This window comes from Rhodococcus sp. X156, from assembly GCF_004006015.1.
In the GTDB taxonomy this organism is placed as follows: Bacteria; Actinomycetota; Actinomycetes; order Mycobacteriales; family Mycobacteriaceae; genus X156.
In genome coordinates this window covers 1,445,525-1,470,833 of sequence record NZ_CP034766.1, presented here as the reverse complement: position 1 = coordinate 1,470,833, position 25,309 = coordinate 1,445,525, and the positions used below count along the sequence as shown (strand labels likewise).

21 protein-coding genes and 2 pseudogenes are annotated in these 25,309 nt (G+C 73.1%); 6 read left to right on the top strand and 17 right to left on the bottom strand.

What is annotated here, in order from left to right:
• Positions 1 to 64: 64 nt before the first annotated feature.
• From lepB (ELX43_RS06945) to ffh, 9 genes and pseudogenes are all read right to left on the bottom strand, one after another.
• Positions 65 to 850, bottom strand: a pseudogene (gene lepB / locus ELX43_RS06945) (signal peptidase I); the annotation flags it as partial.
• A gap of 58 nt (positions 851 to 908) precedes the next feature.
• Positions 909 to 1,625 (bottom strand): signal peptidase I, encoded by a 717-nt coding sequence (gene lepB, locus ELX43_RS06940; protein ID WP_127784740.1) that lies wholly within the window; start codon positions 1,623 to 1,625, stop codon positions 909 to 911.
• Between the two features lie 146 nt (positions 1,626 to 1,771).
• On the bottom strand, positions 1,772 to 2,113 hold the full coding sequence (rplS, locus tag ELX43_RS06935) for a 50S ribosomal protein L19 (RefSeq protein WP_127782727.1): 342 nt from the start codon (positions 2,111 to 2,113) through the stop codon (positions 1,772 to 1,774).
• A 186-nt stretch (positions 2,114 to 2,299) separates the two neighbouring features.
• On the bottom strand, positions 2,300 to 3,046 hold the full coding sequence (gene trmD, locus ELX43_RS06930) for a tRNA (guanosine(37)-N1)-methyltransferase TrmD (RefSeq protein ID WP_127782726.1): 747 nt from the start codon (positions 3,044 to 3,046) through the stop codon (positions 2,300 to 2,302).
• Positions 3,047 to 3,049: 3 nt separating this feature from the next.
• Positions 3,050 to 3,574, bottom strand: a complete 525-nt coding sequence (gene rimM, locus ELX43_RS06925) for a ribosome maturation factor RimM (protein ID WP_127782725.1) — start codon at positions 3,572 to 3,574, stop codon at positions 3,050 to 3,052.
• Between the two features lie 38 nt (positions 3,575 to 3,612).
• Entirely contained in the window at positions 3,613 to 3,852 is a 240-nt protein-coding gene (locus ELX43_RS06920) for an RNA-binding protein (protein ID WP_127782724.1), read from the bottom strand.
• Positions 3,849 to 4,328: a 30S ribosomal protein S16 gene (rpsP, locus tag ELX43_RS06915; protein WP_127782723.1), complete on the bottom strand. Its 480-nt coding sequence runs from the start codon at positions 4,326 to 4,328 to the stop codon at positions 3,849 to 3,851. Before rpsP ends, ELX43_RS06920 begins: the two co-directional genes overlap by 4 nt.
• 197 nt (positions 4,329 to 4,525) lie before the next feature.
• Positions 4,526 to 5,611 (bottom strand): amidohydrolase family protein, encoded by a 1,086-nt coding sequence (locus tag ELX43_RS06910; protein ID WP_206518131.1) that lies wholly within the window; start codon positions 5,609 to 5,611, stop codon positions 4,526 to 4,528.
• 2 nt (positions 5,612 to 5,613) lie between these two features.
• Complete coding sequence (gene ffh / locus ELX43_RS06905) at positions 5,614 to 7,173, bottom strand: signal recognition particle protein (RefSeq protein WP_127782721.1); 1,560 nt, start codon at positions 7,171 to 7,173, stop codon at positions 5,614 to 5,616.
• Positions 7,174 to 7,370: 197 nt separating this feature from the next.
• On the opposite strand from ffh, the gene ELX43_RS06900 reads away from it, so the two are divergent.
• The 5 genes from ELX43_RS06900 (at position 7,371) to ELX43_RS06880 (ending at position 12,226) form a co-directional block, all read left to right on the top strand.
• Complete coding sequence (locus tag ELX43_RS06900; protein ID WP_127782720.1) at positions 7,371 to 8,231, top strand: SDR family NAD(P)-dependent oxidoreductase; 861 nt, start codon at positions 7,371 to 7,373, stop codon at positions 8,229 to 8,231.
• Positions 8,228 to 8,818 carry a carboxymuconolactone decarboxylase family protein gene (locus ELX43_RS06895; protein WP_127782719.1) on the top strand — a complete coding sequence of 197 codons (591 nt, stop codon included), beginning with the start codon at positions 8,228 to 8,230 and terminating at the stop codon, positions 8,816 to 8,818. The genes ELX43_RS06900 and ELX43_RS06895 overlap by 4 nt, the downstream gene beginning before the upstream one ends.
• A gap of 42 nt (positions 8,819 to 8,860) precedes the next feature.
• Positions 8,861 to 9,940, top strand: coding sequence for a diacylglycerol kinase (locus tag ELX43_RS06890; RefSeq protein ID WP_127782718.1), 1,080 nt, complete (start codon positions 8,861 to 8,863; stop codon positions 9,938 to 9,940).
• Between the two features lie 63 nt (positions 9,941 to 10,003).
• Complete coding sequence (locus ELX43_RS06885) at positions 10,004 to 10,627, top strand: DUF5701 family protein (RefSeq protein ID WP_127782717.1); 624 nt, start codon at positions 10,004 to 10,006, stop codon at positions 10,625 to 10,627.
• Between the two features lie 30 nt (positions 10,628 to 10,657).
• A complete protein-coding gene (locus tag ELX43_RS06880) occupies positions 10,658 to 12,226 on the top strand; it encodes an acyl--CoA ligase family protein (protein WP_127782716.1) in 1,569 nt (522 codons plus the stop codon).
• On the opposite strand, the gene ELX43_RS06875 is transcribed toward ELX43_RS06880, so the two are convergent.
• The 6 genes from ELX43_RS06875 to ELX43_RS06850 all read right to left on the bottom strand — a co-directional run bounded on the left by ELX43_RS06875 (position 12,216) and on the right by ELX43_RS06850 (position 22,154).
• On the bottom strand, positions 12,216 to 14,561 hold the full coding sequence (locus tag ELX43_RS06875; protein ID WP_127782715.1) for a [protein-PII] uridylyltransferase: 2,346 nt from the start codon (positions 14,559 to 14,561) through the stop codon (positions 12,216 to 12,218). The genes ELX43_RS06880 and ELX43_RS06875 overlap by 11 nt on opposite strands.
• A gap of 202 nt (positions 14,562 to 14,763) precedes the next feature.
• The gene (locus ELX43_RS06870; protein ID WP_127782714.1) at positions 14,764 to 15,102 is read right to left on the bottom strand and encodes a P-II family nitrogen regulator; all 339 of its coding nucleotides are present in this window, start codon (positions 15,100 to 15,102) and stop codon (positions 14,764 to 14,766) included.
• A gap of 2 nt (positions 15,103 to 15,104) precedes the next feature.
• Complete coding sequence (locus ELX43_RS06865) at positions 15,105 to 16,505, bottom strand: ammonium transporter (RefSeq protein ID WP_127784739.1); 1,401 nt, start codon at positions 16,503 to 16,505, stop codon at positions 15,105 to 15,107.
• A 220-nt stretch (positions 16,506 to 16,725) separates the two neighbouring features.
• A complete protein-coding gene (gene ftsY / locus ELX43_RS06860) occupies positions 16,726 to 18,171 on the bottom strand; it encodes a signal recognition particle-docking protein FtsY (RefSeq protein ID WP_127782713.1) in 1,446 nt (481 codons plus the stop codon).
• Between the two features lie 79 nt (positions 18,172 to 18,250).
• On the bottom strand, positions 18,251 to 21,838 hold the full coding sequence (gene smc / locus ELX43_RS06855) for a chromosome segregation protein SMC (protein WP_127782712.1): 3,588 nt from the start codon (positions 21,836 to 21,838) through the stop codon (positions 18,251 to 18,253).
• A gap of 19 nt (positions 21,839 to 21,857) precedes the next feature.
• Positions 21,858 to 22,154: an acylphosphatase gene (locus tag ELX43_RS06850; RefSeq protein WP_127782711.1), complete on the bottom strand. Its 297-nt coding sequence runs from the start codon at positions 22,152 to 22,154 to the stop codon at positions 21,858 to 21,860.
• A 212-nt stretch (positions 22,155 to 22,366) separates the two neighbouring features.
• Here ELX43_RS06850 and ELX43_RS06840 point away from each other — a divergent pair, with 212 nt between their 5' ends.
• Entirely contained in the window at positions 22,367 to 23,635 is a 1,269-nt protein-coding gene (locus tag ELX43_RS06840) for a phosphatidylglycerol lysyltransferase domain-containing protein (protein WP_127782709.1), read from the top strand.
• Between the two features lie 19 nt (positions 23,636 to 23,654).
• On the opposite strand, the pseudogene mutM reads toward ELX43_RS06840, so the two are convergent.
• Positions 23,655 to 24,545: pseudogene (mutM, locus tag ELX43_RS06835) on the bottom strand (bifunctional DNA-formamidopyrimidine glycosylase/DNA-(apurinic or apyrimidinic site) lyase); the annotation flags it as partial.
• Positions 24,546 to 25,307: a ribonuclease III gene (gene rnc, locus ELX43_RS06830; protein WP_127782707.1), complete on the bottom strand. Its 762-nt coding sequence runs from the start codon at positions 25,305 to 25,307 to the stop codon at positions 24,546 to 24,548.
• Positions 25,308 to 25,309: the final 2 nt, after the last annotated feature.

Below are 25,309 nucleotides of genomic sequence, written 5' to 3'. Positions count from 1 at the left end.
CGCTGGCCTGGGCCATGGCGCTCGCCTGGGCCGTGGAGGTGATGGTGGGCGAGTCGATCACCTGCCACCGGGACAGGGGCGAGACGATCAGCCAGGCCTTGCCCAGCACGTTGTCCACCGGCACGGTGCCGCGGGCGTCGTCGGCCACGTGGTAGCGGGAGTCGGCCGAGTCGCTGCGGTTGTCCCCCATCACCCAGAGGTTGCCCTCGGGCACGGTGACCGGCTCGAAGCACCGCGCCGACTGCACCGGGGTGGTGCAGTCGAGGACCCCGGGGACGAACTCGAAGTCGTTGACCACGTAGGGCTCGGTCAGCGGCTTGCCGTCCACCAGCACCCGGCCCTCGGCGTCGCAGCACTCCACCGTCTGCCCACCGGTGGCGATCACCCGCTTGATGAAGTCGCGCTCGTCCGGCGGCGCCAGGCCCACCAGCGAGCCGAACTGCTGCAGCCCGCGCACGACGACGTTGCTGGAGCGGTTGCTGGTGAAGTCGTTGTCCCAGGACTCCGGACCACGGAAGACGATCACGTCGCCCTGGCGCGGCTCGTGGAAGCGGTAGGTGATCTTGTCCACCAGCACGCGGTCGTTGGTGCAGTCCACGCAGCCGTGCAGGGTGGGCTCCATCGACTGCGACGGGATCACGTACACCCTGGCCACGAAGTTCTGGATGACGAAGCTCAGCGCCAGCGCCACCACGATGAGGATGGGCAGCTCCCGCCAGAAGGAGCGCTTCGGCTTCTGCTTGGTCTGCTGGTCGCCGCCCTGGCCACCGTCGTGCTGGCCGGTCTGCCGGCGGCGCCGCCACGGCCGAGAGCTCTCCGCGGTGGGTGCATCGTGCTCGTCGTCAGACACGGGTCAAGGCTAGAGCACGCCACGCCGCCCGCTCACGGACGGCGGGAGCCGATCGGTGTCAGCGCGGTGCGTCCGCGGCCCGGGGCTCGTGCGCGTCGATCACCTGCCAGCGCCCCACCGGCAGCACCACCAGCCGCGCACGGCCCACCACGTCGGCCACCGAGATGGGTCCGTGCACCCGGGAGTCGGCCGAGCTGCTGCGGTTGTCCCCCATCACCCACAGGCTGCCCTCCGGCACGGTCACCGGGTCGAAGCAGCGTCCCGAGCGCAGCGGGGTGCTGCAGCTGGCCTCCCCGGTGGGAAACGGGAAGTCGTTGACCACGTACGGCTCGGCCAGCGGCTGGTTGTCCACCACCACGTGCCCCAGGTCGTCGCAGCAGTGCACGGTCTGCCCGCCGGTGGCGATCACCCGCTTGACGAAGTCGCGCTCGTCCGGTGGCGCCAGACCCACCAAGGACCCGGCCTCCTGCAGCAGGCGCAGCACGCCGTTGTCCGAGCGCGTGGTCTGGAAGTCGTTGGTCCAGCTGGGCGGGCCGGTGAAGACCACCACCTCGCCGGAGGTGATCTCGCTGAAGCGGTAGGTGAGCTTGTCCACCACCACGCGGTCGTTGGAGCACCCCGGGCAGCCGTGCAGCGTGGGCTCCATCGACGCCGACGGGATCACGTAGACCCTGGCCACGAAGTGCTGCACGGTGAGGCTGATCAGCAGCGCCACCACCAGCAGCACGGGCAGCTCACGCAGAAACGACCGAGGCCGACCCGGTGTGCGGGTCAACCTCGGTCGTCTGCGCCGGCGCTCCGAGACCGTCTCCTGCGGGGCAGGCTCGGTGTTCTCGGGCGACGCGGCAAAGAAGCTGTTGTCGCTGTAGACCCCGGGCACGGAGGAAGGCTAGTCCCTCCCCGGCCCACAAGGCCTGTAGGTCAGCGCTTCTCCTTGATCTTGGCGGCCTTGCCGCGCAGCTCGCGCAGGTAGTACAGCTTGGCGCGACGCACGTCACCGCGGGTGGCGACCTCGATCTGGGCGATGTTGGGGCTGTGCACCGGGAAGGTGCGCTCCACGCCAACGCCGAAGGAGACCTTGCGGACGGTGAAGGTCTCGCGGATGCCACCGCCCTGACGACGGATGACGACACCCTTGAAGACCTGGACCCGCTCGCGGGTGCCCTCGATGACGCGCACGTGCACGTTGAGGGTGTCGCCGGGGCGGAACTCCGGAATGTCGCTGCGCAGCGACTGGGCGTCCAGGGAGTCCAGGGTGTTCATCGGTGGTCCGTCCTCAAAGTAGTGACGTCGGCAGGTGGGTCGCGCACCGAGGTGCACGCCGCGCTCCCTGCTCGGTAATTTCGGGCAATGGAATGAGTCTCGAGATTGCTGCCTGCACGAGGCAACCACTCAAGTGTGCCAGACGGCCCCCCGCTCCGCGAAACTGCGGGGTCCCGCGACGAGGCCCTAGCCGCCCCGGACCGGATCGCCGTCAGTGACTGCGGGCAGGCCGAGCTGCTCCCGGGCGGCCGCGTCGAGCAGGTCCGGGCGACGCTCGGCCGTGCGACGCAGCGACTGCTCGCGCCGCCACGCCGCGATCCGGGCGTGGTCACCGCTGCGCAGCACCGCGGGCACCTCCAGGTCGCGCCAGGTCTCCGGCCGGGTGTAGCTGGGGCCCTCGAGCAGCCCGTCGGAGAAGGAGTCCTCCAGCGCCGACTGCTTGTTGCCCAGCACCCCGGGCAGCAGCCGCACCACGGCCTCCACCATCACCAGCACCGCGACCTCGCCGCCGATGAGCACGTAGTCGCCGAGGGAGACCTCCTGCACGCGCATCCGGCGGGCGGCGTCGTCCACCACGCGCTGGTCGATGCCCTCGTAGCGCCCGCACGCGAACACCAGTCGCGGCTCGGTCGACCACTGCTGGGCCAGCTGCTGGGTGAACGGGATGCCCGCCGGGGTGGGCACCACCAGCAGCGGGGGCGGGTCGCCGGCGCACACGTCGTCCAGCGCCGGCCCCCACACCGTGGGCTTCATCACCATGCCCGGCCCGCCCCCGTAGGGCGAGTCGTCCACGGCCTTGTGCACGTCGTGGGTCCAGTCCCGCAGGTCGTGCACGCCGACCTCCACCAGGCCGCGCTCGATCGCCCGGCCCAGCAACGACGTCCGCAGCGGCTCGAGGTACTCGGGGAAGATGGTGACCACGTCCACCCGCACCGCTCAGACCTCCAGCAGTCCGTCGGGCGGGTCGATGGTGACGGTGCCCGCCTGCAGGTCCACCTCGGTGACGATGGCCGCGACGAACGGCACCAGGTGCTCCCCCTTGTCCGCCCCGGCCGGGCGCACCGACAGCAGCTCGCCGCCCGGGGTGTGCAGCACCTCCCGCACGGTGCCCACCGCGGAGCCGTCCGCCAGCACCACCGACAAGCCCTCGAGCTCGTGGTCGTAGAAGGCGTCGGGCTCGTCCGAGGGCGGCAGCTCGGCGGAGTCGACGAGGAACAGCGTGCCGCGCAGCTCGTCGGCCGCGGCCCGGTCGGCCACCTCCTCCAGACGCAGCAGCAGCCGCCCGGAGTGGTTCCGGGCGGCTGCCACCGTGTAGCTGGCACCCTGCTTGGCACGGGGCTTGCGCCCGTGCAGCACGGTGCCCGCAGCGAAGCGCTCCTCCGGGTCGTCGGTGCGTACCTCGACGACCACCTCGCCGTGCACGCCGTGAGCGCGCGCGACGCGGCCGATGACCAGCTCCACTACTTTTCCCTGCTTCGTTGCTGAACCGCTGGAGGTGCTCAGCGGTCGGTGTCGACGACGTCGACGCGGACGCCGCGACCGCCGATGGCGCTGACCAGGGTGCGCAGCGCCGTGGCGGTGCGACCACCACGGCCGATCACCTTGCCGAGGTCGTCCGGGCTCACGTGCACCTCGATGGTGCGACCCCGCCGCCCCGTCACCATGTCGACGCGGACGTCGTCAGGGTTGGAGACGATGCCGCGCACCAGGTGCTCCACGGCGTCAGCGACGACGGTCACTTCGCGTCGGCGTCCTTGGCCTCGGTGGCCTTGGCGTCGGTGGCCTTGGCGTCGGTGGCCTTGGCATCTGCGGCCTCGGAGTCAGCCTTCTTGGCCTTCTTCTTGGGCGTGGTGGCCTCGCCGGCAGGCTCCTGGTCGGCCTGGGCGAGCGCCGCCTGGAAGAGCTCCAGCTTGGAGGGCTTGGGCGCGGCGGTGCGGAGGGTGCCCTCGGCGCCGGGCAGGCCCTTGAACTTCTGCCAGTCACCGGTGATCTTCAGCAGCGCCTCGACGGGCTCGGTCGCCTGCGCGCCGACGCCCAGCCAGTACTGCGCCCGGTCGGAGTCGATGTCGATGAGGCTCGGCTCCTCCTTGGGGTGGTACTTGCCGATGGTCTCGATGGCGCGGCCGTTGCGGCGGGTGCGCGAGTCGGCGACCACGATGCGGTAGTGGGGCGAGCGAATCTTGCCGAGTCGCATGAGCTTGATCTTGACAGCCACGAAGTAGTGCTCCTAGCAGTTGGTCACGGTGCAATTCAGCGATGCGCACGAGCGTGCCCATCCGGTTTTGCAGTTGGGGGGTGTGACCGCCCCGCCAGGTCACAGGTGGCCTGGCGCGGCGAGCAGCCTCCCATCTTGCCACGTTGCCCCGCGACAGCCGAATCCCGGCCTGTCGCCGCGCTGGGGCGGGTGGGCGCTCAGGCGTGCCGGCGTCCCCGCAGCAGCACGTGCGCCGGGCTGCGCAGCACGTCGAGGTCGGTGCGCGGGTCGGTGTCGTACACCAGCAGGTCCGCCGAGGTGCCGTGCTGCAACGCGGGGCGGCCCAGCCAGGTGCGCGCGTCCCAGCTGGCCGAGCCCACGGCGTCGTGCGCGCTGAGCCCACAGCGGTGCAGGGCGACGACCTCGTCCACGATGCGGCCGTGCTTGATGCCGCCGCCGGCGTCGGTGCCCGCGTACACCGGCACGCCCGCCTCCACGGCGCTGCGCACCGTCGCACCCACCCGGGCGTGCAGGTCGCGCATGTGCGCGGCGTAGCGGGGGTACCTCGACGCGCCGTCGGCGATGGACGGGAAGTTCTCGATGTTGATGAGGGTGGGCACCAGCTCGGTGCCGTGCTCCACCATCAGGTCGATGACGTCGTCGGTGAGCCCGGTGCCGTGCTCCAGGCAGTCGATGCCCGCCCGCACCAGCCCGGGCAGCGCCTCCTCGCCGAAGACGTGCGCGGTCACCCGGGCGCCGGCGTCGTGGGCCGCGCTGATCGCCGCCACCAGCACCTCGTCGCTCCAGAGTGGAGCGAGGTCGCCGGTCTCCCGGTCGATCCAGTCCCCCACCAGCTTCACCCAGCCGTCTCCGGCGGCGGCCTGCGCGGCCACCGCCTCGGGCAGCAGCGCCTCGTCGTCCAGCTCGATGCCGAGGGTGGGGATGTAGCGCTTGGGCCGGGCGAGGTGGCGGCCGGCGCGGATGATGCGCGGCAGCTCGTCGTGAGCGTCAAAGCCGCGGGTGTCCACCGGCGAGCCGGCGTCGCGCAGAAGCAGCACCCCGGCGTCGCGCTCGGTCTCCGCCTGCGCGTAGGCCTCGTCCAGCTCCACCGGGCCCTGCGGGCCGATGCCCACGTGGCAGTGCGCGTCCACCAGCCCCGGCAGGATCCACCCGGAGGTGCACAGCGTCTCCGCGCCAGCCACCGGCTCGGTGCTGATCCGGCCGTCGGCCACCCACAGCTCGGTGGGCTCGCCGTCCGGCAGGGCCACGCCCTGCAGGTGCCACCTCGGCGCTCCCCCCGCCACGGTCACTTCTTCGGCGACTTGGGCAGCTTCAGCTGAGAGGGATCGAACCCGGCCAGGCCCGGCGGGAGCTCGTTGATCGACCCGGCGGGACCGGAGCCGGCCAGGCCCGGCAGGTCCAGCCCGGCGGGCAGGCCACCCGGCATGCCCGGGAAGCCACCGCGCACCTTGGGCTGGGTGGGCCCGCGCCCGCCCTTCTTGCCCTTCTTGCCCTTCTTGCCGCGCACCGCCTTGCGCTGGCCGCCACCGGAGCCGGGCAGGCCGAAGCGACCGGACATCTGGGCCATCATCTTGCGGGCGTCGAAGAAGCGGTCCACCAGCTGGTTGACGTCGGAGACCTTGACGCCGGAGCCGTTGGCGATGCGCAGCCGGCGGGAGGCGTTGATGATCTTCGGGTCGGCCCGCTCGGCCGGGGTCATGCCGCGGATGATCGCCTGGATGCGGTCCAGCTGCTTCTCGTCGACCTGGCCCAGGGCCTCCTTCATGTCGCCCGCCCCGGGCAGCATGCCCAGCAGGTTGGCGATGGGCCCCATCTTGCGCACGGCCATCATCTGCTCGAGGAAGTCCTCCAGCGTGAGCTGGCCGGATCCCATCTTCGCCGCGGTGGCCTCGGCCTGCTCCTGGTCGAAGACCTGCTCGGCCTGCTCGATGAGGCTGAGCACGTCGCCCATGCCCAGGATGCGGCTGGCCATCCGGTCGGGGTGGAAGACGTCGAAGTCCTCCAGCTTCTCCCCGGTGGAGGCGAACAGGATGGGCTGGCCGGTGACCTCGCGCACGCTCAGCGCGGCGCCACCGCGGGCGTCGCCGTCGAGCTTGGTGAGCACCACGCCGGTGAAGCCCACGCCGTCGCGGAAGGCGTTGGCGGTGGTGACGGCGTCCTGGCCGACCATGGCGTCGAGCACGAACAGGGTCTCGTCCGGCTGCACGGCGTCACGGATGTCCGCCGCCTGCTGCATCAGCTCGGAGTCGATGCCCAGGCGGCCGGCGGTGTCCACGATGACCACGTCGTACTGGCGGGCGCGGGCGTCGGCGATGCCGCGCCGGGCCACGTCCACCGGGTCACCCACGCCGTTGCCGGGCTCGGGGGCGAACACCGGCACGCCGGCCCGCTCACCCACCACCTGCAGCTGGGTGACGGCGTTGGGGCGCTGCAGGTCGCAGGCCACCAGCATCGGGGTGTGGCCCTGCTTGCGCAGCCACGCGGCGAGCTTGCCGGCCAGCGTGGTCTTTCCCGCACCCTGCAGGCCCGCCAGCATGATCACCGTCGGCGGGTTCTTGGCGTAGGTCAGCCTGCGGGTCTCGCCACCGAGGATGGTGACGAGCTCCTCGTTGACGATCTTGACGACCTGCTGTGCCGGGTTCAGCGCGCCGGAGACCTCCGCGCCCTTGGCGCGCTCCTTGACCTTGGCCACGAAGGCACGCACGACGGGCAGCGCGACGTCGGCCTCAAGCAGGGCCAGGCGGATCTCGCGGGACGTGGCATCAACGTCCGCGTCGGAGAGCCGGCCCTTGCCACGCAGGTCCTTCAGCGTGCCTGTCAGTCTGTCGGAGAGGGATTCGAACACCGAGCGCGCTCCCGTTGCAATTGCTGGGCGGGGGTCCCCCCGGCGGTGACGCCGGGTGGGTTGGTGACGACAGCCTAGTCGGCCCACCTCACCCCGGGTGTTCCGCGCGGGCCCGCACCACCGGACGGCACCCGCGCGCCCCCCGTCGGCCCGCCGTAACGAACACTGGTGTCACGAATGTTGTTAGGTTGGGAGCCATGACCCACTCCCAGCCCGCTGACCTGAGCGGACGCCGCATCCTCATCTCCGGAGCAGCCCGCGGCATCGGAGCCGCGCTGGCCCGGCGGCTGCACGAGCGCGGGGCGCGGGTGGCCCTGATCGGCCTGGAGCCGGAGCTGCTCGCCGAGGTGGCCCGCAGCTGTGGGGACGCGCCCTGGCTGGAGTGCAACGTGGCGGTGCAGACCGAGGTGGACGCCGCCGTCACCGAGGTGGTGCAGCGGCTCGGCGGGCTTGACGTGGTGGTCTCCAACGCCGGGGTGGCCGCCCAGATGCCGATGCTCGGCGGCGACCCGTCGGTGCTGGAGCGCACCCTGCAGGTCAACGTCCTGGGCACCTACTACCTGCTGCGCGCGGCGGGCCCGCACATCAGCCACGACCGCGGCTACGCAGTGGCGGTGTCGTCCCTGGCGGCGGCCGTGCAGGCCCCGCTGCTCGGCGCCTACAGCGCGTCCAAGGCCGCGGTCGAGGCGCTGGGCAACACCCTGCGGGTGGAGCTGGCCGCGTCCGGGGCCAAGGTCGGCCTGGCCTACTTCGCCGAGCTCGACACCGACATGACCAGCCGCGGGTTCGGCACCGAGGCAGCCACGGCGCTGAGCAAGAAGAAGCCGTTGTCCAAGGTGGCGCCCCTGTCGCTGGGCGTGGACGCCCTCGAGCGGGGCATCGCCCGCCGCTCCCGCCGGGTGGTGGCGCCTGGCTGGGTGGGACCGGTGCTGCACATCCGCTCGCTGGCCCAGCGGGTGACCGACCGCGCCACCCAGAACGGCCTGCAGGACAGCCTGCGGATCGCGCGCACCGAGAACGCCCCGCTCACCACCGCCCAGCCCGGCGACCACGCGTGAGCACGCCCCGCGTCGCTCCCGGTGGCCGCACGGACATCGGGTTCGCGACCTGGGGCTTCGCCCAGCTCGCTGGGCTCACCGCGGGCACCGCTGCCCCACACCTGTTCACCACCCTGGGTCGCCACCGTCGGCTGTTCCGCGGCTGGCTGCACTTCGCCGGAAGGCTGATGCCCGGCGGCACCCTCCCCCGGCGGGAGAGCGAGCTGGTGATCCTGCGGGTGGCCCACCTGCGCGGCAACCGCTACGAGCACGAGCACCACGTCCGGCTGGGCCGCCGCGCCGGAGTCACCGACGCTGACCTGCAGCGCGTGGCCGACGGCCCCGACGCGCCGGGCTGGTCGGCCCGCGAGCGCACCCTGCTGCACGCCGTGGACGCCCTGCACACCCACCTGGACCTCGACGACGCCACCTGGGCCCAGCTGCGCGGGCACCTGGAGGAGCCGCAGTGCATCGAGCTGTGCCTGCTGGTGGGTCACTACGAGATGCTGGCCACCACCATCACCGCCCTGCGCATCCAGCCGGACGAGGCGCGACGCCGGCTGCTGCCGGCCGCGCTCCGTCCCCGCCGGCTGCCACACACCGGCTAGCCTCGCCGCACGGTGACGTGCACCACAGTCAGGGGGTCGGCGATGGGCGCTCGGGTGGTGCAGTGGAGCACCGGCAACGTGGGCCGGCACGCGGTGGCCGGTGTGGCCGCGCACCCGGAGCTGGAGCTGGTCGGCGTCTGGGTGTCCGACCCCGCCAAGGTGGGCCGCGACGCCGGGGAGCTGGCCGGGCTGGACACCGCGCTCGGGGTGCCCGCCAGCAACGACGCCGCCGAGCTGCTGGCGCTGCAGCCCGACTGCATCGTCTACACCGCGATGAGCGACAACCGGCTGTCCGAGGCGCTGGCGGACCTGACCGGGTTCCTGCGTGCCGGGATCAACGTGGTGGCCAGCGGGCCGGTCTTCCTGCAGTACCCGGTGGGCGTGCTGCCGCCGGAGGTCTACGAGCCACTGAGCCGAGCCGCGGCCGAGGGCGGCGCCTCGTTGTTCGTCAACGGCATCGACCCCGGCTTCGCCAACGACTGGCTGCCGCTGGTGCTCACCGGCACCTGTCGGGAGATCGAGCAGGTGTGGTGCTCGGAGATCGTGGACTACGCCACCTACGACAACCCCACCGTGCTGTTCGACATCATGGGCTTCGGCCGGCCGATGGACGAGACGCCGATGCTGCTGCAGCCCGGGGTGCTGTCGCTGGCCTGGGGCAGCGTGGTGCGCCAGCTGGCCGCCGGGCTCGGGGTGGAGCTGGACGAGGTCACCGAGGTGCACGAGCGCCTCCCCGCCCCGGAGACCTTCACCATCCGCTCCGGCACCATCGCCGAGGGCACCGCAGCCGCACTGCGCTTCGCCGTCCGCGGCATGGTGGACGGGGCCGCGGTGCTGGTGCTCGAGCACGTCACCCGGCTGCGCGCCGACCTGGCGCCGCACTGGCCCCAGCCGGCCGGACCGGAGGGCAGCTACCGGGTGGAGATCACCGGCGAGCCCAGCTACACCCTGGACCTGGTGGCGCACTCGCCCACCGGGGTCCACAACGACGCCACCCTCAACGCCACCGCGATGCGGCTGGTCAACGCGATCCCCGCAGTGGTGGCCGCGGCCCCCGGGCTGCGCACCGCTCTCGACCTACCGCTGGTCACCGGCCGGGGGATGGTCCGTCCGCGCCGCTAGCCGGAACTTCGCCGGGCGCTCGGTCGTTGACCTCGCACCGCCGCTGCCGAGGAGGAGTGCCCCATGTCTGTCGCCAGCCCAGCCCGCACCCCCAGCCCCACCGCCACGGCCGAGCTCGACCGGCAGCTGGACCGGCTCGTCGACGCCGGCTTTCCCACCCTCGCCGGGATCACCGAGGACCGGCTGCGCACGCTGGCCGCCCCGCTGCGCGAGCACCTGCCCGCCGAGCCGTTCGTGCTGGTCACCAGCCGGGAGCTGCTGGCGCCGGAGCGGCTGGTGGAGCTGGCCCGGCTGAGGACCAAGACCGGCTTCACCACCATGGCAGCGGACGACCTGGCCCGGTTCGTCCCCACCGCCGACGTCGAGCTGCCCGACGCACCGCTGTACCTGCTGGTCGACGTGGACGCCGGGGAGGAGACCCGCAACGTCCGCCCCGACGACGCGCTCAGCACGATCCTGGGGACTGGGCGCACGCCGCTGACCCTGGAGGAGGGGCTGGCCGTGGCGGTGCAGCACCCGGAGTGGCTGCGCGAGCGCACCTGTTTCCAGATGCTCGGCTCCCGGGCCGGCGACAAGCGGGTCACCGGGGTCTGGGTGAGCAAGGGCGCGCCGCGACTGGGCTGGTGCTGGGGCGGCAACCCGCACACCTGGCTGGGCATGGCCTCAGCCGCCGCTCGCATCGGCTGACACGGCACCCGCAGGCTTACGCTCAGGCCTGTGACCACGCCTTTTGGCCCTGTCCCCCTCACGCCCACCGCGTTCCTGGACCGCGCCCGGGTGGTGCACACCGACCGGCTGGCGCTGGTGGACGGCGACGTCCGGCGCACCTACGGCGAGCTGGCTGAGCGATGCGACCGCCTGGCCGGGGCGCTCGCCAGCATCGGGGTGCGCCCCGGCGACCGGGTGTCGGTGCTGGCGCCGAACTCGGCGGTGGCGCTGGAGGCGCACTACGGGGTGCCGATGGCCGGTGCAGTGCTGAACGCGCTGAACACCCGCCTCAGCGCCGCCGAGCTGGCCTGGATCGTCACCCACGCCGGGTCGGTGGTGCTGGTGGTGGACGCCGACCTGCTCGAGCTCGGCCGCGCCGTGCACGCGCTGGTGGACCCCGCGGTGCAGCTGGTGGTCGCCGGCGGGCCGGAGGACGGCTACGAGGCGCTGCTGGCGGCCGCGGAGCCGCTGCGGGTTCCGGTGACCGACGAGTGGTCGCTGCTGTCGCTGAACTACACCAGCGGCACCACGGGCAAGCCCAAGGGCGTCATGTACTCCCACCGCGGGGCCTACCTGCAGGCGCTGGCCATGACCGCCCAGACCGGGCTGGACGCGCGGTCGGTGTACCTGTGGACGCTGCCGATGTTCCACTGCAACGGGTGGTGCTTCCCGTGGGCGGTCACCGCGGCCGGCGGGGTGCACCACACGCTGCGCACCGTCGCGGCCGACGCGGTGTGGCAGGCCATCCGCGAGGAGGGCATCACCCACCTGTGCGCCGCACCCACCGTGCTGGTCGGCGTGGCGGGCTCGCCCGACGCTGCCCCGGCGGAGCGCACCGTCACGGTGTGCACCGGGGGCGCTCCGCCCTCGCCTGCGCTGCTGGAGCGGATGGCCGCCCTGCGCCTGGACGTCACCCACCTGTACGGGCTCACCGAGACCTACGGCCCGGCCGCGATCTGCGACTGGCGCCCGGAGTGGGACGACCTGGACGCCGCTGAGCAGGCGCGGCTGCGCGCCCGTCAGGGGGTGGCCAACCTGGTGAGCCTGCCGCTGCGGGTGGTGGACTCCGCCGGGGCCGACGTGCCCGCCGACGCCTCCACCACCGGTGAGGTGCTGCTGCGCGGCAACAACGTGATGCTCGGCTACTACCGCGACCCGGACGCCACCAGGGCCGCCGAGCACGAGGGGTGGTTTCGCACCGGCGACATCGGCGTGCTGCACCCCGACGGCTACGTCGAGCTCCGCGACCGCTCCAAGGACGTGATCATCTCCGGCGGGGAGAACATCGCCTCCATCGAGGTGGAGCAGGCGCTGGACTCCCACCCCGCCGTGCTGGAGAGCGCGGTGGTCGCCGCGCCCGACCCCCGGTGGGGCGAGTCGGTGGCCGCCTTCGTGGTGCTGCGCGAGGGGGCTGAGGCCACCGAGCGCGAGCTGATCGACCACGTCCGTGCCCGCCTGGCCCACTTCAAGGCGCCCAAGCAGGTGCACTTCGGGCCGCTGCCCAAGACCGGCACCGGCAAGATCCAGAAGTTCCGGCTCCGCGGGCAGCTGCACGACGACGGAGCGCTCAGCGGGTGACGGCCAGCACCGCCGCGGTGAGCTCCTTGCGCAGCACTGGGGTGTCGGCGTCGCCCAGGTGCAGGCCGAACGCGTCCGCCACCGACGAGCCCATCGTCTCCACGCGCGCCCACTCGATCTGCACCCCGCGCTGCTGCAGCACGGCGGCCACCCGGTAGAGCAGCCCCGTCCGGTCGGCCGCGCGGAGCTCCAGCACGGCCGGGCCGACGCCCTCGTCCACCCAGAGCACCCGCGACTCGGTGCCGTCGGTGGCGTGCTCACCGTAGGTGGCCTCCTTGGCCGCCAGCCGCTGGGCCAGCTCGGCGTCGTCGCGCAGCGCTCGGGCCAGGTCCTGGCGCAGCAGGGCCACGTCGGGCGGGCTGCCGAAGCGGGGCGAGACCATGAAGGTGTCCACCGCGGCGCCGGCGTGCTCGCGCACCGACGCAGAGTGCACCCGCAGCGAGTGCAGGGCCAGCACCCCGGCAGCGGCAGCGAGCACGTTGTGGGCGTCCGGGGCCACCACCCGCACCAGCATGGGGGTGTCGGTGGTGGCCGGCTCCAGCGTCACCGACAGCTTGCCGGCCTCCGCCAGCGCGCGGTGCTCCACCGAGAGCGGCTCCATCTCCGGCAGCGGCTCGCCTCGGGTCATCAGCCGGCAGCGGCTCACCAGCTGCTCCACCAGGGACGCCTTCCAGCTGCCCCACATGCCAGGGCCGGTGGCACGGGAGTCGGCCTCGGTGAGGGCGTGCAGCAGCTCCAGCAGCACGCGGTCGCCGCCCACGGCGTCCACCACGGCCTCGATGGTGGCGGGGTCGTTGAGGTCGCGGCGGGACGCCGTCACCGGCAGCAGCAGGTGGTGGCGCACCATCGCCGACAGCGTCTGCACGTCGGCCTCGGGCAGACCCATCCGGCGGGCGATCGGCTGGATCATCTCGGCGCCGACCTCGCTGTGGTCACCGGGCAGCCCCTTGGCGATGTCGTGCAGCAGCGCGCCCACCAGCAGCAGGTCCGGCCGCGACACCCGGGTGGTCAGCGAGCCGGCGTAGGCGCACGTCTCCATCAGGTGGCGGTCCACCGACCAGACATGGGCGGCGTCGCGGGGCGGCAGGTCGCGCACCGTCGACCACTCCGGCACCAGGGTGCACCACAGGTCGGCGCGGTCGAGGGCCTCGATGGAGCCGATCACCGCCCGCCCGGTGCCCAGCAGGGCGAGGAAGTTGGCCAGCATCGGCCGCGGCCACACCGGGGCCTCCTGGGGCGGGGCATCGGCCAGCGCGTTGAGGGTGGAGCCGGCGATGGGCAGCCCGGTGCGGGCCGACGCCAGGGCCACCCGCAGCGACAGCGCGGGATCGGTGCCGGCCCGCACCCCCTTGGCCAGCGCCACCTCGCCCCCGTGCTCCACCACGCCCTCGGCCAGCGGCCGGCGCACGGGGGCGCGGCGCAGGGTGGCCAGGCCGCGGCGGGGCAGCGCGCTGCGGGCGGTGCGCAGGCCCACCTCCACCGAGTAGCTGACGGTGCGGGCGGCGTCGCTGAGCTCCCGCGCCAGGGTGAAGCGGTCACCGCGGCCCAGCGCGACGGCGATCTCGTCGGCGTCCTGCGCGCGCAGCACGTCGCGGGCGCGGCCGGACACGCGGTGCAGCTCGGTGCGCACGTCCAGCAGCAGGGCGTGCGCACGGGGCAGTCCGCCGCCGGGCGAGTGCTCGCTGAGCCCGGGCGTCCGGTTGATCACCTGGGCGGCAGCCAGCGCGGAGAGCAGCTGCAGGTCGCGCAGCCCACCGCGGCCGTGCTTGAGGTCAGGCTCCACCCGGTGAGCCACCTCCCCCACGCGCTCCCAGCGCTCGTGGGCCTGCTCGGCCAGCTCGTCCAGGCGGTTGCGGATGCCGCTGCGCCACTGGGCGTACACCGAGCCAACCAGCCCGCCGGCCAGCTCGGTGTCGCCGGCGATGGGCCGCAGCTCCAGCATGCCCAGCGCCGCGGTGACGTCCTCGGCGGCCACGGCCAGTGCCTGGGCCGGGGTGCGCACGCTGTGGTCGAGCTGCACGTGGGCGTCCCACAGCGGGTACCAGAGCCGGTCGGCGATCTCGGCGATGCCGCTCGGGGCGCCCTTGCCGTGCAGCAGCACCAGGTCGAGGTCGGAGTGCGGCAGCAGCTCGCGCCGGCCCAGCCCGCCGACGGCCATGATGGCCATGCCGCTGCCGGCGGTGATGCCGAGCTCGTCGGCGCGCTGCACCAGCCAGTGCTCGTGCAGGGTGAGCAGGGCCGCGCGCAGCTCGGCGGCCGACAGCGCGTCGCCGTTGGCCAGAAGCTTGGCCCGCCCCTCGACGAGGTCGTGCACCGGGTCGTAGTCGGGCTGCATGGGTGGAGCTCCGTCCTGGTCAGAGATGTAGGCCGGTCAGCGAGGTGGGTCCGTCAGCGAGGTGAGCCGGTCAGCGAGGTGGGCCAGCACGCCCACACAGACACGGACCCCCGCCCGCCGGGCCCTCACCGGTGCGTAACCGGGAGTTCCGGCGGACGAGGGTCCGCGACGTCGTGCAGGGAGGCTGGTCACCGTGGGCGCGTCACAGCGCGTCCGGGCCCCGCTCACCGGTGCGCACCCGCACCATGGTCTCCACCGGGGAGGACCAGACCTTGCCGTCCCCGATCTTGCCGGTGCGCGCGGCCTCGACGACCACGTCGATGACCTTGTCGGCCACCGAGTCGTCCACGACGACCTCCACGCGCACCTTGGGCACGAAGTCCACCGAGTACTCGGCACCGCGGTAGACCTCGGTGTGGCCCTTCTGCCGGCCGTAGCCCTGGACCTCGCTGACGGTCATGCCGAGCACGCCCAGCTGCTCGAGCGCAGTCTTGACGTCTTCGAGCGTGAACGGCTTGATGATCGCCGTGATGAGCTTCATGATCAGGCCTCCTTGCTGGCAGATGCTGCCAGGATCGAGTTCGGCTTTGACTGTCCCCCGGTCATGCCCAGTGCACCACCACTGATCGGTGCAAGGTCGTAGCCGGACTCAGCGTGCTGCGATTCGTCGATCCCCATCATCTCAGCCTCGTCCTCCACGCGGAGACCCATGGTCACCTTGATGGCGAGGGCGATGATCGCCGTGACCACCAGCGAGAAGGCCAGCACTGCGCCGGCACCCACCGCTTGGCGCCACAGCTGGTCGACGCCGCCACCGTAGAACAGTCCGTCGACACCGGCCGGAGCCTCCGAGGTGGCCACCAGGCCGACCAGCAGGGTGCCGATGATTCCACCGACCAGGTGGACGCCGACCACGTCGAGCGAGTCGTCGTAGCCGAAGCGGTACTTCAGTCCGACGGCCAGGGCGCAGAACACGCCGGCGACCGCACCGATGACCAGCGCACCCAGCACGTTCACCGAGGAGCAGGCCGGGGTGATGGCGACCAGGCCGGCGACGATGCCCGACGCACCGCCGAGGCTGGTGGCGTGACCGTCCCGGACGCGCTCCACCAGCAGCCAGGCCAGCATCGAGATGCAGGTGGCGACGACGGTGGTGATGAAGGTGGTGCCCGCGGTGCCGTTGGCGCTGGTGGCGGAGCCGGCGTTGAAGCCGAACCAGCCGAACCACAGCAGGCCGGAGCCGAGCATCACGAAGGGCAGGTTGTGCGGGCGCATCGGGTCCTTGGGCCAGCCGCGGCGCTTGCCGAGGACGAGCACCAGGACCAGCGCGGCCGCACCGGCGTTGATGTGCACCGCGGTACCACCGGCGAAGTCGATGGCAGCGAGCTTGTTGGCGATCCAGCCACCCGTCTCGGCGGTGACCCCGTCGAAGGCGAACACCCAGTGCGCCACCGGGAAGTACACGATCGTGGCCCACAGACCCGCGAAGACCAGCCAGGCGCTGAACTTCATCCGGTCGGCGACCGCACCAGAGATCAGGGCGACGGTGAGGATGGCGAACATCGCCTGGAAGGCGACGAAGACCGTGGCGGGCATGGTGCCGACCAGCGGGATGTTCACCACGTCGGCCGCCTCGATGCCGGCGGCAGCGTCCTCGGCGACGGCCGCGGAGCCGTTGCCGCTGATCAGGCCCTTGAGCCCGAAGTACTGGGTGGGGTCACCGATGAGGTTGCCCTTGTCCTCGCCAAAGGCGACCGAGTAGCCGTAGAGCACCCAGAGCACGCCAACGACCCCCATGGCGCTGATGCTCATCATCATCATGTTGAGCACGCCCTTGGCTCGGACCATGCCCCCGTAGAAGAACGCCAGTCCTGGCGTCATCAACAGCACAAGCGCCGCGCTGATCAGCATCCACGCGGTGTCGCCTGTGTCCGGAACGCCCATCGTCGGGAAGTTCACCTGGCTTGCCTCCTCCTGCCCCGGCCTAGGGCATGCCCCCTGGCTCTGGTTGTGAGGAGAGAGTCCCCGTTCGGTGTTTCCCCTGTGCAGCACCACTGTTGCCCAGAGATGAACGATGGGGCGCTCATGTTACGTCCGTGTTTACGGCAGTCACACAGGTTCGCCTGGTCCTCACGGCCGCGCCCGCGTCACCGGGCGCGGCGGGCTAGCCCAGCAGGGCGTCGATGAACGCCTCCGGGACGAAGGGGGCCAGGTCGTCGGCACCCTCGCCCAGGCCCACCAGCTTGACCGGCACGCCCAGCTCGCGCTGCACCTGGAAGACGATGCCACCCTTGGCCGTGCCGTCGAGCTTGGTGAGCACCACCCCGGTGACGGTGACCACCTCGGAGAACACGCGGGCCTGCAGCAGGCCGTTCTGGCCGGTGGTGGCGTCCAGCACCAGCAGCACCTCGTCCACCGCGGCCTTCTTCTCCACCACCCGCTTGACCTTGCCCAGCTCGTCCATCAGCCCGGTCTTGGTGTGCAGGCGTCCCGCGGTGTCGATGAGCACCACGTCCACGCCCAGCTCGGTGCCCTTGGCGACGGCGTCGAAGGCCACGGCGGCCGGGTCGGCCGACTCCTTGCCCCGCACCACCTCGGCGCCCACGCGCTCGCCCCAGGTCTGCAGCTGGTCGGCCGCGGCGGCGCGGAAGGTGTCTGCCGCACCGAGCAGCACGCGCCGGCCGTCGGCCACCAGCACCCGGGCGAGCTTGCCGGTGGTGGTGGTCTTGCCGGTGCCGTTGACCCCCACGACCAGCAGCACCGACGGGTGGTCGGCGTGCGGCAGGGCGGCGATGGAGCGGTCCATCTCCGGGTGCAGCTGGTTGACCAGGACCTCGCGCAGCAGGGCACGGGCCTGCTCGGTGGTGCGGACGTTGCGACTGGCGATCTTCTCGCGCAGCTCGGTGACCACCGCGACGGTGGTGGCGGTGCCGAGGTCGGCCATCAGCAGGGTGTCCTCGACCTCCTCCCAGGAGTCCTCGTCGAGGTCGCCGGCGCCGAGCAGGCCCAGCAGGCTCTGCCCGACTGCGGACTGGGAGCGCGAGAGCCGTCCGCGCAACCGGTCCAGCCGGCCCGCCGTGGGGGCGATCTCCTCACGGGGCTCCGCCGTCGGCTCCGGCGTGACCGTCTCGGTCTCGGCGGTCTCGACGGTCTCGGTCTCGGGTGCTGCGGTCTCGGTCTCGGGTGCTGCGGTCTCGGGTGCTGCTGTGTCGGTCTCGGCGGTCTCGGGCGCAGCGGCCTCGGTCTCCACCGGTGCGCGCGGCGCGGCCGCGGCCGTCTCGGCGTCGGGCAGGTCGACGTTGACCAGCGTGCGGCGCTCGGAGTCCCGCGGGATCGACGCGTCGTCGCCGACCGCCGGCTCGCGCTCGGTCTCCGGAGACTCTGGGGTCTCCGGCAGGGTGGGTGCCACCGGCGACGGAGCAGGCGGAGCCGTGGACCCGCCGCTGAAGCTGATCGGTCTGTCCGCGCGGTAGCCGGTCGGGGTGGCGGTGCTCTCTCGCTGCCCCACCGAGAGGCGCACCTGACGACGACGGCGCAGCACCAGCCCCGCCACGAGCAGCAGGATGAGCAGCGCGGCTACGGCTATGACGATCCAGACCCAGGTTTCCACGAGCGCCATCGTGCCAGTCGCCGGCCGCCGAGACCCTAACGGCCCAGTGGGGAGGAGGCCCCCGGGCGACAGGGCGGGACTAGCCGGCGGGTGCCGGCTCGCCCGTGGGCTGCCTGCGCATCCGCTGGGAGATGACGGTGGTGATGCCGTCCCCCCGCATGCTCACCCCGTACAGGGCGTCGGCAACCTCCATGGTCGCCTTCTGGTGGGTGATGACGATCAGCTGGGAGCGCTCCCGCAGCTGCTCGAACAAGGTGATCAGCCGCCGCAGGTTGGTGTCGTCCAGCGCCGCCTCCACCTCGTCCATCACGTAGAACGGCGACGGCCGCGCCCGGAAGATCGCGACCAGCATGGCCACCGCGGTCAGCGACTTCTCACCGCCGGACAGCAGGGACAGCCGCTTGACCCGCTTGCCCGGTGGACGCGCCTCCACCTCGATGCCGGTGGTGAGCATGTCGTCGGGGTCGGTCAGCACCAGCCGGCCCTCCCCGCCGGGGAACAGCGTGGCGAACACGGCGCCGAACTCCGCCGCCACGTCGTGGTAGGCCGCGGTGAACACCTCCAGGATCCGTCGGTCCACGTCAGCGACCACGCCCAGCAGGTCCTTGCGGGTGGCCTTGACGTCCTCCAGCTGGGTGGCCAGGAACTGGTAGCGCTCCTCCAGGGCGGCGAACTCCTCCAGCGCCAGCGGGTTCACCTTGCCCAGGGTGCGCAGGTCCCGCTCGGCGCGGGCCACCCGCTGCTCCTGGGTGGCGCGGTCGTAGGGCATGGGCGGCGGGGCGCTCACCTGCTCGCCGCGCTCCCGGGCGGCGGCGTGCTCGGCCAGCTCCTGCGCGGTGGGCGGCAGCGGCACGTCCGGGCCGTACTCGGCGACCAGCTCGTCCAGGCCGATGGCGTGGGTGGCCACGATCGTCTCCGCCAGCTGCTCCACCCGCAGCGCCGCCTGGGCCCTGGCGACCTCGTCGCGGTGCACCGCGTCGGTGAGCGCGGCGAGCTGCTGGGCCAGGCTGCGGGTGCTCTCCCGCGTGACGCGCAGCTCCGCCTCGGCCGTGGTGCGGCGCGCGGTGACGGCGTCGCGCTCGGCCACCGCCGCGGCCAGCACCTGCTGCACGTGCTGCTGCGCCCGCTGCCCGCCCTCGGCCACCGCCTCCGCCACCGCGGCGGCGTGCCGACGGGTGCGCAGCGCGTTCTCCGCCCGCACCCGGGCGTCGCGCTCGGCGCGGGCACTGCGCCGCAGGGCGTCGGCCCTGCCGCGCACCGACCCGGCTCGCTCCTCCGCGGTGCGCAGGGCCAGCCGGGCCTCCACCTCGGCGGCGCGGGCGGTGCTCAGCGCGACGGCGGCTGCGTCGCGCTCGGCCGTGGTGGGCTCGTCCTCCCCCGGCTCGGCCTGGGCGTGGGCCAGGCGCTGCTCCAGCTCGGCCAGCGCCGTGAGCCGCTCCGCCCGGGCAGTCTCCAGCTTCTCCCGCTGGGCGGCCAGCCGCGCCACCTCGCTCTCCGCGGTGCGCACGGTCTGGCCCAGCCGACCGAGGCGCTCGGCCACCGCGGCCAGCTCTGCGTCGGACTCGTTCAGCGCGGCCAGGGTCAGGTCGACGTTCTGTGCCCGCTCCTTCTCCTCCTCCCGTGCGCCGGTGAGGGCACCGGCCAGCTGCTCGGCGCGCTGCTCGGCGGCCTGCACGGCGGCGGTCGCCTCGTCCACCGCGGCCTGCACCTCCAGGGTGCTGGCCGGACGGTCCGAGCCACCCAGCGCCCACCCGGCGCCCAGCAGGTCACCCTCCTGGGTCACCACCCGCACCCCGGCGGCGGTCAGGGCGTCCGCCTGGCCGAGCTGCTCGACGACCACGACGTCGCACAGCAGGGCCTGCACCGCGGGGCGCAGCGCGTCGTCGCAGTCCACCAGCTCACCGGCCCAGCGCGCGCCGTCGGTCAGCGCCACGGCGGGGCGCTGCCCGAGTGGCGCCGCGGCGTCGGTCACCAGCAGCCCGGTCCGTCCACCGTCCGCGGCCTTGAGCGCCTCCAGCGCGGGCAGCACCGACTGCTGGCCGGCCACCACCACCGCGTCGGCCAGCGGACCGAGCGCGGCCGCCACGGCCGCCTCGTAACCGGTGCGCACCCGCAGCCGCTGGGCGGCGGTGCCGAGCACCTGGTGGTGCTCGACCAACCACCCAGCGCCGTCCTTGCGGGCCAGCCCCACCGACAGCGCCGCCACCGTCGCGCGGCCCGAGGCCACCGCCTGGCCCGCCTCGCGCTCGGCCTCGAGCAGCTCGCTCACCCGCTGCTGGGCCGCGGCGTGCGCGGCCACCGCCCGCTCGTGACGGTCGTCCAGCCCCAGCTCGCCGGCGTCGAGGTCGCTGATCTCGGCCTGCACCGCCGCGAACTCGCGCGCAGCCTCCTCGCCGCGGGCGCGCGCCTCGGCCAGGGAGGTGCTCAGCCGCTCGATCTCGGCGGCGCCGGACTCGCTGCGCGAGCGCAGGGTGTCCACCTGCCCGGACAGCCGGGCCAGGCCCTCGCGCCGGTCGGCGATGGCCCGCACCGCGGCCAGGTGTGCCTTCTCGGCGGCGGTCAGCGCCCGCTCCAGCTCGGTGCGCCGCTGCTGCGCGGTCGCCAGCTCGGCCTGGGCGGCCACCATCGCCGCCTCCAGCTCGGCCTCCAGCTCGGCGGCACGCTCGGCCTCGGCCTCCAGCTGCTCAGGGTCGCGGCCGGGGCGGGTGTCGGCCACCGGAGCGCTGAGGTGGCGGGCCCGGTCGGCCGCCACCCGCACGGTGGCGCTCATCCGCTCCTGCAGGGCCGACAGCCGCAGCCAGGTGTCCTGCGCAGCCGTGGCGGCCGGGGCCAGCTCGGCCACCAGGGCCTCGCTGAGGGCCACCTGCTGCTCGGCGCGGGCCAGCTCGGCCTGCACCTGCTCCTGCTGGGCGCGGGCGGCGGCCTCGTCGGTGACGCCCCGGTCCAGCTCGGCGCGGCGGGTCACCAGGTCGTCGGCGGCGAGGCGCAGCCGGGCGTCGCGCAGGTCGGCCTGCACGGTCTGCGCACGGCGCGCCACCTCCGCCTGCTTGCCCAGCGGCTTCAGCTGGCGGCGCAGCTCGGTGGTCAGGTCGCCCAGCCGCGCCAGGTTGGCCTGCATGGAGTCGAGCTTGCGCAGCGCCTTCTCCTTGCGCTTGCGGTGCTTGAGGACGCCGGCCGCCTCCTCGATGAAGGCGCGGCGGTCCTCCGGCCGCGACTCCAGGATGGTGGCCAGGCGTCCCTGCCCGACGATGACGTGCATCTCCCGGCCGATACCGGAGTCGCTGAGCAGCTCCTGCACGTCCATCAACCGGCACGAGCTGCCGTTGATCTCGTACTCGCTGGCGCCGTCGCGGAACATCCGCCGGGTGATGGACACCTCGGCGTAGTCGATCGGCAGGGCGCCGTCGGAGTTGTCGATGGTGAGGGTGACCTCGGCGCGGCCCAGCGGAGCGCGCCCGGAGGTGCCGGCGAAGATGACGTCCTCCATCTTGCCCCCGCGCAGCGCCTTGGCGCCCTGCTCACCCATCACCCAGGTGAGCGCGTCAACCACGTTGGACTTGCCAGACCCGTTGGGCCCCACCACACAGGTGATTCCAGGCTCGAAGCGCAGCGTGGTGGCCGAGGCGAAGGACTTGAATCCCTTCAGCGTGAGGCTCTTCAGGTGCACCAGGGAACGGTACCCGGCGCTACCGCTCCACGAAGCCGTGCAGGCCGCCGCGCGCCGGCTCCCAGGTGTGCACCACGGTGTCCACGGCGCCCGGGGTCGCGCCCCCGCGCAGCGCCTGCAGCAGCTGCTCGCACTGCGCGCGGGGGCCCTCGGCGACCACCAGCACCCGACCGTCGCGCTGGTTGCTGGCGCTGCCCACCAGGCCCAGCTCCAGCGCCCTCGAGCGGGTCCACCAGCGGAAGCCGACGCCCTGCACGTGACCGTGCACCCATGCGGCGAGGCGGACGGGAAGCGTGTCGGTCGTCGGATCAGGCATGCCGCCTATTCTGCAGGGGTGGGACAGCGCGGGTTGGTCGTCAACGCCTGCCGCTCGCTGTGTTCTTGGCGGGCCAGCCGCGCGGAGGAAGACCTGCACGTCTGTGCCGGGTGCGGCTCGCAGTGGGTGCCCAGCGAGCCGTGGACCCCGATCGACGCCGACGGCCGGGTGCCCGCGGCCATCCTGGAGGTCAAGAAGCGCCAGGATCCCGGGTGAGCGGGCTCGCCTCGTTCCTGGACACCACCCAGGACCAGACCGTCGGACGCCTCGGCGACCTGCAGTGGTCCTGGCCCTACGCGCTCGGCCTGGCCATCTTCTTCCTGCTGCGCGGGCTCTACCTGCGGCGGCCGCTCACCCGCAACCACGTGCTCGGCGCCGTCGCGCTGGCGGTCATCGCCCGGCTGGCCTACGACAGCGGCCGCGGGGTGCTGGGCTTCATCGCCCTGGCCCTGGCCGGTGCCGTGCTGGTGTTCCCCAAGACGACCAAGGCCGCGCCCGAGGAGCTGGGCCGGGTCTTCGCACTGGTCAACCGCTCCCGGGACGACCCGCTGGCGCCCTTCGTGATGCACTCGGCCAAGGGCTACTTCTTCAACAGCGACGGCACCGCGGCGCTCGGCTACCGGGCCCGCCTGGGCATCGCCGCCGTCGCCGGGGACCCGGTGGGCGAGCGCACCGACTTCGCCGACCTCATCGAGGAGTTCCAGGCGCACTGCCGCAGCAACGGCTGGCGGGTGGCGGTGCTCGCCGCCGGCGAGTACTGCGCACCGCTGTGGAGCAGGCACGGGCTGCGGACGGTGCCCATCGGGCGTGACGTGGTGATCGACGTCGCCTCCTTCACCCTGCAGGGCCGGCAGTGGCGCAACCTCCGCCAGGCGGTGCAGCGCACCCACAACGCGGGGATCACCACCGAGGTCCGCTCCGAGCGGGGCCTGGACAAGGAGACGCTGGCCGAGCTGCGCCGGCTCGTCGCCAGTAGCGACCACCGGCACGCCAACCGGGGCTTCTCGATGATCCTGGACCACCTGCTCGACGGCCGGACGCCGGGCATCCTGCTGGCCATCGCCCGCGACGCCGAGGGGCGGGCGGTGGCGTTCCACCGCTACGCCACGGCCGACGAGGGCCGCATGCTCACCCTGGACGTGCCCTACCGCTCCGCCGACGCCCCCAACGGGGTGGACGAGCGGCTCAGCGTGGACATGGTGCACCACGGCAAGGAGCACGGCGGGGAGAAGGTGTCGCTGGCGTTCGCGGCGTTCCCGGAGATCTTCGAGTCCACCCACCGGGGGGCGGGCCAGCAGGCGGTGTACGTCGCCACCCACCTGCTCGACCCGCTGATCCGCATCGAGTCGCTGTACCGCTTCGTGCGCAAGTTCCGGGCGCTGGACGGACAGCGGTTCGCGATGGTCAGGCTGCGCCAGGTGGCGTTCGTGCTGGCCGCGTTCCTGGTGCTGGAGTTCGTGCCGCACCGCCGGCGGAGCTGAGGCCGGTGGGTGTCCGGCTGCTGCTGCGACGGGCCCGCGGGGGCGGCTGGCAGGACGGGCAGCTGAACGAGGAGCGGTTCATGAAGCTCTCCCGCACGATGCTGTGCCCGCACCGCGGGCACGGCCGGCCCGCCTGGCCGTAGGCCGCCAGCGAGCGGTCGAAGTAGCCGGAGTCACCGTTGACGTTGACGTAGAGCGCGTCGAAGGACGTCCCACCCTGGGCCAGCGCCTCGCGCATCACCTCGGCGGCCCGGCTGAGCAGCTCGCGGGCCTGGGCGCGGCTGAGCCGGTCGGTGGGGCGCCGGCCGTGCAGCTGGGCGCGCCACAGGGCCTCGTCGGCGTAGATGTTGCCGATGCCGGAGACCAGGGTCTGGTCCAGCAGCGCCCGCTTGACCTCGGTGTGCCTGCGCCGCATCGCGGTCACCACGGCCTCGGCATCGAAGTCGGGGTCCAGGGGGTCGCGGGCGATGTGGGTGACCGGCCGGGGCAGCAGGACGCCGTCCACCGGCTCCAGCTCCTCCACCGCCCAGCCGCCGAAGGTGCGCTGGTCCACGAACCGCAGCTCGCTGGCCGGCTCGTCGGCGGTGGCCCGCAGCCGCACCCGGATGCGCAGGTGCTTCTCGTCCGGGGCGCCCACCGGCTGCACTCGCATCTGCCCGCTCATGCCCAGGTGCACCACCACGGCCTGCCGACCGCGCTCGACGGTGTCGGCCTGCAGCCACAGGTACTTGCCCCGACGGTCGGCGCTGACCAGGCGCGCGCCGAGCAGGCCGAGCACGAGGTCGTCGGCGCCGGCGAGGTGGCGCCGCACCGCGCGGGGGTGGCGAACCTCGACGGACTCCACGACGTGGCCGACCACGTGCTCGACGAGGCCGCGACGGACCACCTCGACCTCGGGCAGCTCGGGCACTCAGGCTCCGGAGGGGGAGGTGGTTCCCTCAGCCTCGACGGGGGTCTCGGCCGCCGACAGGGCGCGCCAGGCGGTGGAGGCGGCCTTCTGCTCCGCCTCCTTCTTGCTGCGGCCGGAGCCCACCCCCAGGGTGTCCCCCGAGACGAGCACGCGCGCCTGGAACTCCTTGAGGTGATCGGGGCCGCTGGACTGCACGTCGTAGACGGGCACGCCCAGGCCGCGCTCGGAGGTGAGCTCCTGCAGGCTGGTCTTCCAGTCCAGGCCGGCCCCCAGCAGCGGCGCCTCGGTGAGCAGCGTGTGGAACAGCCGCTCCACCACCTCGCGGGCGGTCTCGATGCCGTGCTGCAGGTGGATGGCCCCCAGCAGCGACTCCATGCCGTCGGCCAGGATGCTGGTCTTGTCCCGGCCGCCGGTGAGCTCTTCACCCTTGCCCAGCAAGAGGTACGCACCGAGCCCACCCTCGCCGAGGGTGCGGGCGACCCCGGCCAGCGCGTGCATGTTGACCACGCTGGCCCGGATCTTGGCGAGCACACCCTCGGACTTGTCCGGCAGGGTGCGGTAGAGCCGCTCGGTGACTGCCAGCCCGAGCACGGAGTCCCCGAGGAACTCCAGCCGCTCGTTGGTCGGCAGGCCACCGTTCTCGTACGCGTACGAGCGGTGCGTGAGTGCGAGCGTCAGCAGCTCGGGGTCGAGATCGACCCCGAGTGCCGTCAGCAGCGGACCGCGGTCGAGAACCGCTCCGTCTGTGTGCTTGCTACCCACCG

Excerpts from the sequence above, each read along its gene's own strand:
- rplS (WP_127782727.1), bottom strand. The coding sequence starts at position 2,113 with ATGAACACCCTGGACTCCCTGGACGCCCAGTCGCTGCGCAGCGACATT.
- ELX43_RS06900 (WP_127782720.1), top strand. The coding sequence starts at position 7,371 with ATGACCCACTCCCAGCCCGCTGACCTGAGCGGACGCCGCATCCTCATC.
- ELX43_RS06890 (WP_127782718.1), top strand. The coding sequence starts at position 8,861 with ATGGGCGCTCGGGTGGTGCAGTGGAGCACCGGCAACGTGGGCCGGCAC.
- ELX43_RS06885 (WP_127782717.1), top strand. The coding sequence starts at position 10,004 with ATGTCTGTCGCCAGCCCAGCCCGCACCCCCAGCCCCACCGCCACGGCC.
- ELX43_RS06875 (WP_127782715.1), bottom strand. The coding sequence starts at position 14,561 with ATGCAGCCCGACTACGACCCGGTGCACGACCTCGTCGAGGGGCGGGCC.
- ELX43_RS06870 (WP_127782714.1), bottom strand. The coding sequence starts at position 15,102 with ATGAAGCTCATCACGGCGATCATCAAGCCGTTCACGCTCGAAGACGTC.
- ELX43_RS06865 (WP_127784739.1), bottom strand. The coding sequence starts at position 16,505 with ATGGGCGTTCCGGACACAGGCGACACCGCGTGGATGCTGATCAGCGCG.
- ELX43_RS06850 (WP_127782711.1), bottom strand. The coding sequence starts at position 22,154 with ATGCCTGATCCGACGACCGACACGCTTCCCGTCCGCCTCGCCGCATGG.